Annotated in this window: 13 protein-coding genes; 6 read left to right on the top strand and 7 right to left on the bottom strand. The window is 47.6% G+C overall.

Annotated features, from left to right (window positions below):
- The first annotated feature begins 63 nt into the window (after nt 1-63).
- On the top strand, nt 64-2133 hold the full coding sequence (locus tag ACFQZR_RS00980; protein ID WP_379341987.1) for a substrate-binding domain-containing protein: 2070 nt from the start codon (nt 64-66) through the stop codon (nt 2131-2133).
- Nucleotides 2134-2339: 206 nt separating this feature from the next.
- A complete protein-coding gene (locus ACFQZR_RS00975) occupies nt 2340-2606 on the top strand; it encodes a hypothetical protein (protein ID WP_379341985.1) in 267 nt (88 codons plus the stop codon).
- 140 nt (nt 2607-2746) lie between these two features.
- Here ACFQZR_RS00975 and ACFQZR_RS00970 read toward each other — a convergent pair whose 3' ends face one another.
- The 3 genes from ACFQZR_RS00970 to ACFQZR_RS00960 form a co-directional block, all read right to left on the bottom strand.
- A complete protein-coding gene (locus tag ACFQZR_RS00970; RefSeq protein ID WP_379341983.1) occupies nt 2747-3565 on the bottom strand; it encodes a hypothetical protein in 819 nt (272 codons plus the stop codon).
- Nucleotides 3566-3727: 162 nt separating this feature from the next.
- A complete protein-coding gene (locus ACFQZR_RS00965; protein WP_379341981.1) occupies nt 3728-4165 on the bottom strand; it encodes a carboxymuconolactone decarboxylase family protein in 438 nt (145 codons plus the stop codon).
- 81 nt (nt 4166-4246) lie between these two features.
- Entirely contained in the window at nt 4247-5125 is an 879-nt protein-coding gene (locus ACFQZR_RS00960; protein WP_379341979.1) for an RNA polymerase sigma-70 factor, read from the bottom strand.
- Nucleotides 5126-5288: 163 nt separating this feature from the next.
- On the opposite strand from ACFQZR_RS00960, the gene ACFQZR_RS00955 reads away from it, so the two are divergent.
- Nucleotides 5289-5861 (top strand): nitroreductase family protein, encoded by a 573-nt coding sequence (locus ACFQZR_RS00955; RefSeq protein ID WP_379341977.1) that lies wholly within the window; start codon nt 5289-5291, stop codon nt 5859-5861.
- 75 nt (nt 5862-5936) lie between these two features.
- On the opposite strand, the gene ACFQZR_RS00950 is transcribed toward ACFQZR_RS00955, so the two are convergent.
- The 4 genes from ACFQZR_RS00950 to ACFQZR_RS00935 form a co-directional block, all read right to left on the bottom strand.
- The gene (locus tag ACFQZR_RS00950; protein ID WP_379341974.1) at nt 5937-6758 is read right to left on the bottom strand and encodes an alpha/beta fold hydrolase; all 822 of its coding nucleotides are present in this window, start codon (nt 6756-6758) and stop codon (nt 5937-5939) included.
- A gap of 82 nt (nt 6759-6840) precedes the next feature.
- The gene (locus ACFQZR_RS00945; protein WP_379341972.1) at nt 6841-7617 is read right to left on the bottom strand and encodes a DUF262 domain-containing protein; all 777 of its coding nucleotides are present in this window, start codon (nt 7615-7617) and stop codon (nt 6841-6843) included.
- Nucleotides 7618-7946: 329 nt separating this feature from the next.
- The gene (locus ACFQZR_RS00940) at nt 7947-9593 is read right to left on the bottom strand and encodes a hypothetical protein (RefSeq protein WP_379341970.1); all 1647 of its coding nucleotides are present in this window, start codon (nt 9591-9593) and stop codon (nt 7947-7949) included.
- Nucleotides 9594-9635: 42 nt separating this feature from the next.
- A complete protein-coding gene (locus ACFQZR_RS00935) occupies nt 9636-10088 on the bottom strand; it encodes a MarR family winged helix-turn-helix transcriptional regulator (protein WP_379341968.1) in 453 nt (150 codons plus the stop codon).
- 123 nt (nt 10089-10211) lie between these two features.
- Between ACFQZR_RS00935 and ACFQZR_RS00930 the strand changes: the two genes are divergently transcribed.
- The 3 genes from ACFQZR_RS00930 (at nt 10212) to ACFQZR_RS00920 (ending at nt 14187) form a co-directional block, all read left to right on the top strand.
- Nucleotides 10212-10358 (top strand): hypothetical protein, encoded by a 147-nt coding sequence (locus ACFQZR_RS00930; RefSeq protein WP_379341966.1) that lies wholly within the window; start codon nt 10212-10214, stop codon nt 10356-10358.
- Between the two features lie 251 nt (nt 10359-10609).
- Nucleotides 10610-12298 (top strand): methyl-accepting chemotaxis protein, encoded by a 1689-nt coding sequence (locus ACFQZR_RS00925; RefSeq protein ID WP_379341964.1) that lies wholly within the window; start codon nt 10610-10612, stop codon nt 12296-12298.
- A 200-nt stretch (nt 12299-12498) separates the two neighbouring features.
- Nucleotides 12499-14187, top strand: a complete 1689-nt coding sequence (locus ACFQZR_RS00920; RefSeq protein WP_379341962.1) for a methyl-accepting chemotaxis protein — start codon at nt 12499-12501, stop codon at nt 14185-14187.
- Nucleotides 14188-14286: the final 99 nt, after the last annotated feature.

Raw genomic sequence — 14286 nt, 5'->3', positions numbered from 1 at the left:
CAATGAAGAATTGTTTAGCTTAATAAATAATACAGTTAAATTTATCCATAGGGGGGATGATTGATGATGAAGAGGATTTCGACAAATGTTAAGCTGTTGATTATACTTGCTGTCGCAGTGACCGCGTTTGTCATACGACAGTATTTAGCAATTCCCGGCAATATTTTGCTATTGATCAGCTTTGCAGGACTAGCCTTCGTGGCTTGGGTTCCGAAGGGGACACATGATGATGCGGCCTACGCTGTTCAAGTGATCAAGACCAAGGATTTGAGGCAGAGTGAAGCGCTTCAGCAGTTCGGTGAACGCAGACCAGATCTATCCTATATCATTGAACAATTTCGGGGCGCTATTTCCGGTTTTCAAGCTTCTATCCACGAAATCACGAAGCTAACGACGGTTGTCATTGATACCGCGGGAGAGTCCGCTGAACAATCCAAGGCCATGACGGATGTGAATTTTGCGGTGTCCCAAGGGGCTCAGCAGCAAGCGGTGGATGCAGAGAGCGGTATGCATTCGACGACAGAGCTTGCAGCGCAGTTCGAGCAGGTATTACAGGCCATATCGATTATGGAAGATGGCGTGGATCGATTGCGTGAATTGAAGGATCATGGGAATGCGAATGTCCATAAGACCCTAGAATCCAGCAGTATGACGAGGGATGAATTAACGATTACGATTGAGCGTGTTGCGAAATTAATGGATCACGCGAAAGAAGTGCATCAGATCACAGATGCGATTACGGGCATCGCGTCTCAGACGAATTTGCTCTCGCTGAATGCTTCGATTGAGGCGGCGAGGGTCGGTACAGCGGGAAGTGGGTTCGCCGTGGTCGCAAGTGAAATACGGAAATTGTCGGATCAGAGCTTCGCATCCGCGGCGGAAATCGGCAGAATTATTCAGTCGATTACGACAGAGATTGCGTCGGTCGTCGAATCGATCCGCTCTGCATCCGACAAGTTCGAAATTCAGCAGCAGACTATCCAAGACGTTAGCGCGACATTTGATGAGATTACAACGAATGTGACCGATCTTGTCACATATCAGGATAAAATTATAGCGCACATGGCTGTATTGAATCATACGAAGAATCATATTGTCGATTCCATCACGAATATCGCCGCTGTGGCGCAGGAATCAGCAGCATCGACGGAGGAGGCTGCATCCCTGAGCATGCAGCAGAGTCAATCGAATGAAATTTTGTTCGACTTGGCGACATCTTTACAAAGCATTGTTGGTCGTATGGGGGAATCCGTTGAAGCGTATCAAGTGGACAATACGGAGCTTCGCTCGAAGCGGGTAGCCTTCGTCAGTAATCTGCCAGAGGGGCATCCATTTACGGTTCAGATGATCAATAATGCAAGGAAAACAGCAAGCAAATACGGATTGGATTTTGTCGTTCGTTACCAAGATGGCCATGGGGGCCGCACGCAAGAGGAAGTCATCCAAGATTTGGTTCAAGCAGGACTTGATTACTTAATTCTCATCCCAGCAGACCAATCTTCAATCTGGCCAGTAATCAATGCTTTACAGGAGCAGCAGATCCGAACGATCTGTGTCGATACCGACGTGCCTGACAGTCGGCGGACAAGCTTTATTGGTACGGATGATTATGAAGCAGGCTGTGAAATGGGGAGACTTATTGCCAAAGTCCTTCATGGGGAAGGGAACGTTGTGCTGAGTACCATTAACGATCGCCAAGAGAATTTGAAGCTTCGAATGCAAGGTATTCGCGATGAGCTTGCGAAATCACTGAATATTGCAATTGTAGGTGTCCAGAGCGGGTATCCTGTACATGACGAACGGCTTGCAGATTTCGAGCGTCTAGTGAAGAAGAGTGGCGGCTTCGATCTTGCAGCAGGTGTGGATGGAGATTTCGGAAAGATCATGGCTCTTTATACGCAGCGCCATCCTTCGGAGCATCAGAAATTCATTGGCTTCGATAATAATCCAGATAACATTGCTTATGTGAAGCAGGGGATTCTGGATGCGGTTATATCGCAGCGCCAGAACTTGTTTGGCGAGATGGCTGTTAAGAAATTCTACGATATGGATGCTGGTAAACATCCTGGAGAATCTGAGTTGATGGGCACCTATGTGATCAATAGAGCCAATGTAAATGTACTTAAGGGTTAGGCACTTATGCCGATTAATGCATTTCAAATACAATTGTTAACGTTCTGAGTCTATTTTGTGTCTAAACTTTGAAGGATTTTATTGCCATTGTGACAGAATTGTGATTAAATATAATTATCTCATTATTAAAACGCTTCCAATCTTCGGGCACAGCCTCTCGGCGATTGGCATGAGACGGTTGTGACAATCACGAGGAGGTTATTCACATGGCAAATAAATCCTTATCAGAGAAATCTATGGACATCTTGAAGGAGAAACGGAAGCGCTCGATGATCATCGCTATTTCGTTCTTTACCTTTGCCTTATTGGAAGGCTATATTGGAACGGTATTGACGGCAGCGAGCGGCGTGACAGCACAGATCTCGATGCTTGGTGTGATGGGCGTTATGTTAGCGCTTGGCCTTGTGTTTGAGTTTAGATCGATTATCATTCACAGAATCATTCAGCGTCGTGTAGGCCAAGAACAACAATAAGAAGATAATCAAGAGATGAACGATACGAGGACTTGAACTGGAAGGTGCACCGAATCATCGGCTGCCCCAGGGCAAGTCCTTTTTTGCTAGGAGCAGCAGCCTGCAGTCGACCCTAAGTCGATGCGGGTTGCTGCTCTATATTATTTTACGGGGATCTGGGATTTGACTCTGGAGAGAATGTCACTGATCTTTTGTTCATAGATAATGATTTTCTGTTGATGCGCGTTGATGTCGCGAATAATGGTGGTTAGCGAGGTTAGCGCATCGATCGATCGCTTCGCATCGGTAACCTTGACGGCATCGGTGAGGTTACGCGAAGCGGTAGGTATTTGTTTCTTGAGGGAGCTCAAAATACTCTTCTCCGCTCGGATTTGCACCTTGATCGGGTCCATATCCTTAAGCGTACTGCGGACTTTTTTCACCGTCTCAGCTGTCTTGCTCTTCCATGCCCGTAAGACCTCCTCTTTCGCTCGAATATCTGCGCGTGCCAGCTGAACAGCGGCCTTCATGCTATCCGCTTGAATACGGAGCAAGGCATTCAGCTCTTTGTTCTTCAGTGCTCTGGCGGCTTGAATCCGATCGTTCAAGGTAGTATACGATTGGAAGAGGGGCTGATATTTCGCTTTGGTCTGTGTGACGAGCTGTTCCAATCGACTTCGCTCGGATAAGCCGATCTGTTGAATTTGTTGGCGTAAGCTCGGCAACGTCTCTTCATTCTGGGTATGGAGCGATAGAATACGTTCGTTCCATTGATCCTCCGATTTCAGAAGCGCGGCTAAGTCGCCTTGTAAGCTGGATAGGCGTGCGGATTGCGTCTTGTCTGCAGCTTCATTCGTCTTGTTAAGTAGCGATTGGGTAGATACAGGTATGCTGTAGGAAGCGGCTTGGGCTGCAGCTGGGGCTATTGCAGCGGTTATTAAGGATAGTGTCGTGCATAAGGCGATCATTTTCTGTCTCATGGAAATGGATATCCTCCTTCATGGCAACCCGACAACAGACAACACAAAAAGCACCTGCGCGAGAACGGCTGCGTTGCAGCGATCTCACGAGGTGCTTCCTTCGTAAGTGTGGGTGTTATGATATTTTTCCAAATATACCCTAATTATGATAGAGAGTCAAGCTTATACCGGCATCATGAGCGTGGATATCGCGATTCGATTCCAGGCATTGATCGTAATAATCGCCATAATGATATCGGCAAGCTCCTTCTGACTGTAATGCTTCGCTGCTTCTTGATAGACATCATCCGGCACATGATTGTCGGTAATGACCGTAATGGCTTCGGTTAGTGCAAGTACACTACGCTCCTGCGGAGTGTAATAAGGTGCTTCGCGCCATGCGGAGAGCAGGTAAATGCGCTGTTCCGTCTCACCGATCTTGCGTGCGTCTTTGGTATGCATCTCGAGACAGAAAGCACAGCCGTTGATTTGGGAGGCGCGAATTTTAATAAGCTCTAATAATTTCTTATCGATCGTCGATGCGTGCAGGTATTGCTCCAATCCCAGCATCGCTTGGTAACCTTGCGGATTGACGACGTTCATTTGCATTCTTTGTTCCATGGGTGATCCCTCCATTTTGTATATGTTAAGCATGATTTGCTTCTCATAGATATAGACAAAATAGGATTCGCATTTGTGACATTAGAGAATATCGAAATGAGAAATTTTTTCTGGATTGCGAATGAGATAGATGGATTGTGCCTTCTGATTCGATGAATCTAGCTGGAAAGCAATAATGGAATAAATATTCTCGCCAATGTGAGTCAAGATACCATAATGGCCATTCACACGAATGAGGTGTTGCTGATAGGAAGCGTTTCTCTTGGTATGAATACCATGCAGAAAGGCGAATATTCGTTCTTGACCATAAATCGGGTTGATCGCAGCCCGGACACGTCCACCGCCATCGCTGAGCAGAATTGCATCTTCGGTTATCATTGTAACAAAGCTCTGAAAATCCCCGGTTCGTGATGCTTCGATAAAGCTCATTGCTAGACGTTCCGAGAGATCCGCCTTGGCTGCGGTATCGGTCAGTTCAGGCTGCAGCTTCTTCTGTGCCCGACTGAAAATCTGACGGCAATTGATCGCCGTCTTGTTTAGCAGCTCTCCGATCTCTTGATAGCTGTAATCGAGCGTCTCCCGCAGCATGAAGACCGCACGCTCCACAGGCGTAAGATGCTCCATCAGTACGAGTAGGGCATATGAGATATTTTCGCGCTGCATGAAGTTATCATCCGGGCGTTCCTCAATGCGCGACACCTGCGGCTCTGGCAGCCAAGGGCCGACATAGACTTCGCGCTGCTTGCGGGCGCTCCTCAGGAAGTTGATGCAACGATTGGTGACCATTTTGATGAGATAGGCTTTCTCATTCCGAATTTCGCTATCTGGAGATTGTGCATAGGCAATGAAGAGGTCTTGTACGATGTCCTCCGCTTCGGTAACCGATCCAAGCATCCGGTAGGCCATGGATTGAAGCAGGGGTTTATAAGTGGTGTACAACGTTTCAAGTTTCGGTTCCATACGATCTCCTTCGTACCTATTAGAATACCCCTATTGTAAATGATCTATGGTGGTCAGTTCCACAGCATGTAAATAAATCGTTCTTTTGCTTGGAAATGGTATATTTATGTTAAAATATTGGAATGCACGCCTAAACTATAATCGCCAGGAGATGAGAGAAGATATGACAGACTTATTCGCTGCCATTCAACATAGACGTAGTATCGGGAAAGTGAAACAGGATGCAGTGCCACAGGATCAAATCGAGCGATTGCTGGAAGCAGCTATCTGGGCACCAAACCATCGGCGTACTGAGCCATGGAAGTTCTTCGTCATGGAAGGAGAAGGTCGGCGCGTACTTGGACGAGCTTATGCAGATATAGCACTATCCCAAGTGAGTGGGCTGTCAGCGGAAGAAGAAGCCGAGCAGCGGAGTAACCATGAGAAGAAGGCCTTCCGTTCTCCAATCGTCATTGCCGTGGCGGTATCGCCTGCAGAGGATGCGAACGTAACGGAGATCGAAGAGTATGCAGCGGTACATGCGGCCGTACAGAATATGCTGCTCGCCGCACATGCCCTCGGACTTGGCGCGGTCTGGCGGACCGGAGACCCGATGTATCATCCGATTATGCAGGAAGCCTTCGGGCTAAGTGGGCGGGAACAGCTCGTAGGCATGATCTACTTGGGGTATCCTGATATGGAAGCGCCGCAGAGCAAGCGTATCCCAGCAGCAGAGAAGACCGTATGGCTTCGCTAAGCCATGATTTGTATAGCAAAGAGCACCTTATCATGTGATAGGGTGCTCTTTTGCTAGGTGTATGTGTAATAATGGTTACTTGGTCGTCTGAAGTCCTCTCAGAGCTTTAAGTATCAATTCATTGCATTTCTCGCGTTCATCGTAGAATAGGCCGTGCCCGCTCTTCTCGAAAGGCACGAGGACCGAGCCTGGAATGCCCTTGTGTGTCGCTAGTGCGAGCGTATAAGGGCAGATCTTGTCTTTGACGCCGTGCAGGAGCGTTGTCGGAACGAGGATCTTGTTAAGGTCTTGCCGTAAGTCTTCATCCCGTAGTGATTCTGCTACAGCTATGGTGCCGTGACTGGATGCTTGCAGTCCAAGTAGCTGGAACCAGCTGCGGAAACTCTCCGTGATCGGACTGAAGAAGAACTTCTGGCCGAAATCTTCGATCATCTGCGGGCGGTTAACCGTTGTCTGCTCGATCAGCGCATCGACATCATTGACCGTATTGCCATAAGGAAAGTCTGGCCGTTTCGTGAAGCTTGGCGAAGCGGCGCCGAGTAGAATAAGCTGTGCGACCTTGCGACCGGAATGACGTGCCATGTAGCGAATAGCGATTGCGCCGCCCACCGAGAAGCCGATGAGTCGAACGCGCTCCAGTTGGAGACCATCGATGACGGTACGCACATCATCGGATAGCCGGTCGTACGAATAACCGTACCAAGGTTTGTCGGATTGACCGAACCCGCGAATATCGATACTGATACAGCGATATCCATACTTCGGCAGCATGGATGTCTGATATTCGAACATCTGGTGGTTCACCGGCCACCCATGAATGAGAACGATGGGTTCGCCGGATCCGACATCTTCCACATATATTTTTACACGGGGCTCCACTTCGACAAAATAACCCAAATTCGATCCGCTCCTTCACACGAAGTGATTAAGGCAATTTCCAGTAACCTCATCTAAAATCGTATGAAATGGAGTAGCGTTCTTATGCCAATGTTTTGAGTTCAGCTCGTACACGGTCAATATGTTCTGCGTCCATGGTCTTGCCGACCGTGTTCAACATTAAGAAATACCGCAGGGTCTGTTCCCGCGTCATGTCTTTCACTTCAGCAAACACAATCGGGTAGTTCATGAAATGATTCTGCTCTCTGGAGGTAAGATCACTGTATTTCTTACCGTTCCATGCAAAACGGTCTTCATAGTAGGCCATCAGTGTCATCAAGCGCTGTTTGCCGTCTATAATTTCATAGCCCTGTCCCGATCGTACCCATGTCTTCGGATCCCGTTGAATCACGGAGAATTTGCCGATATCGACATTGCTGAATACGGAGTCAATTAGGCGAACCTTGTCCTCGAGCTCCCAGACATAATCCCGTTGGTAATCGGGGTCTAGATTCATGCCGAAATTGTATACGCGTTGGAGAAGTTCGGATAACATGCGGAATGTAAATCGAACATTCATGTCCGTATTGCGAATGATCGTGTCCGATGTCTCGGGGATCGGCTTCCGAACATCCAGCCAGCCATAATAGTTACGCGTATGCTCATGATGGACCGGATTTCCATAGTTCTTATCGATATACGTATAGTCGATGAGATAGATTTTGCCATCATGGAGCACCTCTGCAACAACAGCATCTTGCAGATTTCCGACGCGGACAGGGTCTCCTGGTCTGAATACATACGTGGGCTCCGAAGTATGCTTTAATTTCTCTTCGAGCTCTTCAAGCTTGCGTTGCAATTGCCCAGGCTTCATGATCATGTGTAAGCACCTCCAAAAGTTGGAATTTAATTGGCAGACTTATTTCAAATTGTAACAGTTATATGCGTGAAAAAGGGTAGGTAATTAATTACAAAACGAGAAAACCCTTGGTGCTATGCGGAATAAAGTGTGTTTTTAGATGGTCTAAAAACCATAAAATAGTGTCAATTTTGATAATAATTATCCAATAGAATCCAATTTTAGTTGAGTGTTTTTAGCGTAAAAAGGAGTCGATTTTCATTGTTATCGGGAACACAAAAAAGGCGCTTCTGAAGATCAATACATGTCTTCTGAAATCGCCTTTGGTACTGCCAGATAGATTTGAAAAATTATACCTTGTAACCCTCAAAATCGACTTGCTCGCCACCGATTCGTGCCTCATGGTGATTCGGGCCGTGGACAGTAAGCTGCAGCTCCTCGTTGTATCGTGTATGGTACTGGACTTGCAGGACCCCATCCGCTTCCGCTGCGAATACGGGTGCGTTCGCCTGCATCGCTTCGATAAAGAGCTCGAAGCTCTCCATCCCTAATTGCATGGCTTCCTCTACAGCTATCGCTTCAATGACGACGCCATTCCAGCGGCCTTCGCTTCTCACCGAAAGTCGGTCTTCCATTTCCTCATATTGATAAGGCTGCATGAGATGTACAGCGATATATACATTCTCTATAAGACCATAGAGCGCGGATGGCTCTGCCTGCCAGGTGCCCTTTGGTAGCACGCCGACAATGTAGTCGACAGGAGAGGTCTCTGGAATGGAATAGAGTGCCATGACCGTATTCCGATGGTAAAGGGTATGCGCATACTCGCTGTGATGTCTTGGATCTCTTGCATGATACCCGTCACCGGGATGGAAGAAATAAGCTTGATTGATACTATGTTCATTGACCAGTGGGATCGTAATATCCCAGCGCTGCTGCTCATTATCGAACTCGGTGTACCGCTCCCACATGCCACCAGCAGCATAGTGCTCCGTAATATAGGCATAGGAATGGAGATGGATAGGTCCCGTCGATTCCAATCGAGTGATGCGCTGCCTCACTTCCAACGGCTTAGACCGATCTAATGCGGTCTGGCGAGCATCGGCAGGCGCTTCGTAGAACAAGAAGCCGGCATATTCGGTGCGAGGCATGGCCTCAGAGAGTATGAAGTCACCGTATTGCACGTAATCGAGCAGCACGTTACCGTCGCGGGGGACGTCATGCCACCCGCCGCGGGCATGGGCGCCGACCCAGGTTCCCTTCAGGTAATATTGCGATCGTTGGCGCCACAGTGCATCAAGCAGATGGCTGATGTCTTGCCGGATGGAGTCGTTCTGCTCTAATGTGTAGGCGCAAGTATAGGCCTGAACCCAATGCCAGAACCACGGCAGGCTGCCGTACTCCCACATGCCAAGCGTGTGAATGCGGTCTAGCGTAAGCTTCAAGCTATCATGGCCGTCTTGAATGAGGGCTATATCTTGGAATTTATGACCGAATATGAGTTTGGCAGAAGTAAATTTGGCCTCATGATGGCCATACTGTTCCATCGGTTTGCGATAGAAGTTGCCCTGATAAATATGTAGAAATGCTGTAGCAAAAGCCGTGCGCAACAGATCGCTGAACGCAACTTGATATTGTGAATCGAAATAGACCATCAGGCTGCCCATAATCTCGACAGGTAAAGGGTGCGGTTTTGCTTCGCTTGGAACAGGGTCCAGGTTCAGCGGCCAGTGGCCGTAGGTAGGGCTGCTCGGATCCTGATCTTGCAGCTGAAGCACCTGCAGCAGAATGGATGTTGCAAGGGCTTTCATTTCATCCCGGTCAAAAGAGACAGGAATCGTTGAGTCGACCGCTGCAGCGAATAAATAGGAAGCATAGTAGAAATTATCGCGTATGTCGTGATGGAACCAGAGTCCGCTTGATAGAACCGGTTGCTGGCTTGCTAAGTTTGTAATGCGTGTGACGATCTCTCGTTGCCGGAAATGATAAGGAGTCATGAAGGATGCCTCTTCCTTTCAGGTTCGATAGTAGGATCTTCGTTATTCGGATTTCTCACGCTCTAAGCGACGCTCTTCGATGGTACGGTTGAAGCGTGCCAGACTTTCGCCGAATTGTCGGCATTCATCTTCGTTCCAGTCCTCGAGCAGCTTCGCGTAGAATTCCTCACGCGCCATCGCAAAGGCATGCAGCTCGCTACGCCCAAATTCGGTAATCTGCAGTAATTTGACACGTGCATCACTTGGGTCGGATAGGCGTTCTACGAATCCTTTCCCTTCGAGTGCAGCGGTCTGCCGGCTTGCGGTCGAGATGTCTAGATGTAGCGCATCTGCAAGCGATTTAATGGCAAGCGGGCCTTCATCCAGCAGTAGACGCAGCAATAAATACGAGGAGCGATCAATCTCTTTATGATTCAGATAAGCAATGCGGATCGCCTCTGCACGACGACCGAAAATAGCAATTTCACGTTCAATGATGCTGAATAGGTTTTCCATAAGCGTTGACTCCATTCAACTCGCAATTTTCATATAGTTTTAGCTTAATATTGAAAGATGCTATATGCAAGTTTTTTCAATTTAGAAAGGTTTATTTTCTCGGCAAAAAGCCCGTTAACCTCATTGACAGCCTACGTTGCTTCGCATATTCAAGACCGGTATCTCGGCTTCTATAAAAGCTTGCTGGAGAACCATCTGCCGCTGACTCCAGCTTTCGTCTTGTTGGATCGCGATGAGCGCGGACTTTTGATCGATGTCGAAATTCAGTAAAAAGGCTCTAATCCTATAAGCACGTCAGCAATTGGCTGGAGGGTTTTTTATTATCGCCTGATCGACTTATTTATACATTTGTAGGACCGGTGGTCAAATAATGCAAAATAATCCAACATCCCGAATTAGACGGCTTGTTCTTCGCATATTCAATTGACTTCATATTAAAAATGGTTGGTGATATTTTGTGTTCCTTGGTATAAAATGGGTCAATATAGATCGCATTTTATTCAATCGGGGGGTACGTGAGAATGAGGTTTAGCATAACTAGAAAAATAATCATCAGTTTTCTCATCGTAGCGATTTTGTTGGTGAGTTCAGGTGGATTTCTATTAATGAACTTGAGTCGCATGGACAAATCGTATACGACATTATTGCATCGAGACACCCAGATTTTGTCAAACGTTGAACGCATATCGAAATATACCGCACAGCATACGAGCAGCCTTCAACAGTTCCTGCTTACCAATGATGAACAGAATATTCAAGAAATGAAGCAAGCTAGCCAGGGTGAAATTCAACTTATCTACGGAACACTGCAGTTGATGGAGAAGGATGAGGATAAGCAGCTGATGAATCAATTGGTTGCTCTGAGTCGTGACTTCAATCTGAAGGCTGAGAACATCATTAATGAGGCAGCGACAGATCGGCAGGGAGCCGTAAAGAATGCGACGGTGAATTTGATTCCGGTAGGTCAGCAGATGGAGCGTATTACGAACCAGATTGCACAGAATCAAGATAAACTGTTGAAGCAGAGTATTGCGCAGAATTCATCGATGGTCGCTGATTTAAAGGTGTTAAGCTATGGTACGATCGGTCTTGCGCTTCTCCTCGCCATCATCATCGGATACATGTTGTCACGATTGATCAGCAGACCACTCGTGAAAATTTCGCAATCGGCGCAGAACATTGCAAATGGAGAGTTAACCGACCCCGATATTCAGGTTCGGAATCGCGACGAAATTGGCGACCTTGCACAATCCTTCAATCAGATGAGCCGTAATCTTCGTCATCTCCTTACCGAGATCTCTGAAGGTGCTGAGCATGTGGCTGCTTCTTCCCAGGAACTCGCGGCAGGCGCGGAGCAGACCAATTGTTCTACAGAGCAGATTGCAGTATCCATTACGCGTGTAGCGGAAGGTACGGATCACCAAGTACAGAATGTGGCTGTCTGTGTACAAGCCATGCAGGAATTGACGGTGGGTGCGCAGCAGATTTCCGACAATGCACAGCAAGTGGCTGATGCGGTCGTCGTGACGCGGGAGAAGTCGGAGGAAGGCAATCAGTCCATCCAAGCAGCGATTGCACAAATGCAATCGATTGAGCAGACGATTGATGGGTTATTCCAGATCATTGTTGAGCTCGGTGATCGTTCGAAACATATTAACAAGATGGTCGAGCTCATTACCAGTATCGCGAAGCAGACGAATTTGTTAGCTCTGAATGCAGCCATAGAGTCTGCGCGTGCAGGGGAACATGGCAAAGGGTTTGCTGTGGTTGCGCAAGAGATTCGGTTGCTCGCTGAGCAATCATCGCAATCGGCGATGCAGATTACGGAGCTGATCTCGAAGATTCAGAGTGATTCAGCATCGACGGTTCAATCGTGCCAAGTGGGACGTGAGGAGATTCAAGAGGGTATCCGAATTGTGAATCTCGCAGGGGAAGCCTTCGGCCATATTCAGACAGCGATTCTTCGGGTGTCCGATGAAATACAGCTTGCGTCGAGCAGTATTGAGCAGATGAATGTGAATACGGCCCAAGTTGTGAAGTCTATGGATGCCATTTCTGAGATGACAGAGCGTTCTGCATCGGAATCGCAGACGGTTACGGGGGCTGTGGAAGAGCAGCTGGCTTCAATGGAAGAGTTCGCCTCCTTCGTGGATTCGCTCTCGAAGAGAGCGGAGCAACTTCAGGCTCAGACGTCAAAGTTCACAATTTAGGACATTTGACCGATATATAATATGAGACAGACATGACGTTCGAACTGGCATGGAAAAGCTCGAATCGTTGTGTCTTTTTTTGTCGTTAATTGTAGAGATTTGTAAAACTTTAATGGATTATGCTGGAATGTTGTAGAAATTCCAGCTATAATTACTTGGAAAAATAGACCATAGACCATTGAACTGGAAGGAGAGAAAAGATGAGATTCAGCATTCGGAAGAAATTAATATGTAGTTTCCTGGCGGTGGTGGCCATCCTTATCATCTCAGGCATCATTCTTTTCAACAGCTTGACCAAGATGGATCATTCGTACCAGGACCTACTCGAACGGAGGGTTGAAATCCTGCTGGGCGCTTCGAATATATCTAAGAGCACGATTTCGCAGACTAGCGGACTACGCGATTATTTGCTCTCCGATACGGAAGAGTCTTTAACGCGATTTAAGCAGGTAAATGATCTGCAATTGAAGCAATTAGAAGCGCTCGGGAAGATGGTGAACCGGGAGGACGATAAGAAGACGATCGCCAAATTGGCGGAATTAAGTAAATCGTTCGCAGAGAAGTCCGATAAGGTCATCGCCTTATCCAAGACGGATATTGTTGCTGCGGTGAAGCAAGCGGCGAACAATGTCATTCCCATTGGCCGTGAGATGGAATATGAAGCGGATAAGCTGGCAAAGGCGCAGCAGCAGCTGCTTGACGAAGGCAGTAAGGAGAATTCAAAATATGCGAACGCTTTGAAGCTGATGAACCTGATCGTGATTGTGGTTACCTCGATTCTAGCTATTGTGATTGGATATGCGGTATCCGTTCTGATTAGTCGACCGCTAAGAAGGATCTCGCAATCGGCATCTCTGATCGCAGATGGTGATTTGACGGAGCCGGAATTAGTCATTAAGAATCGCGATGAAATTGGTGACCTCGCGATTTCCTTCAATCGTATGAAGAACAATCTGCATCAGCTGCTCAAAGAAATTCATGCAGGAGCTGAACACGTGGCTGCATCTTCGGAGGAGTTAAACGCGGGATCCGTGCAGACCAGTCAAGCGACCGTGCAAATTTCGTCATCGATTCAGCGTGTTGCAGAAGGAACAGAGCATCAGGTGCAGAGCGTATCCGAGTGTGTTCAAGCTGTCTACGAGATGTCGGAAGGCGTGAAGCAGATCAATGCGAATGCCCAAAGTGTATCTAGTGTGGTCATCGCAACGGCAGAGAAGTCTGTCGAAGGGAACACAGCGATTCAATCCGCAGTTCAGCAGATGCAGTCAATTAACCATACGATGGAAGGTCTATCTCGCGTCATCACAGGTCTAACGAATCGTTCCAAAGATATCGGAGAAATCGTACAGATCATCACGGAAATTGCGAGACAGACGAATTTGCTTGCACTTAATGCTGCCATTGAATCGGCAAGAGCAGGGGAGCACGGCAGAGGGTTTGCTGTGGTTGCGAATGAAGTGCGTAATCTAGCCGAGCAATCGGCACAATCGGCACAGCAGATTACCGAGCTTGTCACGGTGATCCAGAAAGAGTCGAAGACGACCCAACAATCCGTTGAGATTGGTAGAAAAGAAGTTGCAGAGGGAATCCGTACGGTTAACCAAGCCGGCGAAGCGTTCGAACATATTCATCATTCGATTAATCAAGTATCCGATGAAATTCAGAATGTATCCGCGAGTGTTCATCAAATGTCTGTGAACACGGAACAAGTGGTAGGCTCGATTAACTCAATCTCACAAGCGGCTGAAGTAGCGGTTGCAGAATCGCAGACGGTATCGGCAGCGACGCAAGAACAGCTAGCTTCGATGGAAGAGATCAGCACGTCGGCAGGCTCGCTGTCGACGATGGCAGAGCAATTGCAAGCCCAAGTTGGGAAATTCAAAATTTAGTAGACGGATAGATAATAACCCGGCCTGTTTCAAGGCCGGGTTATTTTGGCTTTCTGTGCTCCCCGCAAAGTACCTGAATCGCTTCGAAGTCAATGCACC

Origin of the sequence: Paenibacillus sp. GCM10027629 (assembly GCF_042676425.1) — a bacterium.
GTDB classification, from domain to species: domain Bacteria; phylum Bacillota; class Bacilli; order Paenibacillales; family Paenibacillaceae; genus Paenibacillus_K; species Paenibacillus_K terrigena.
Note: the sequence above shows the minus strand (reverse complement) of the source record. Positions and strands in the feature narration are given on the sequence as shown.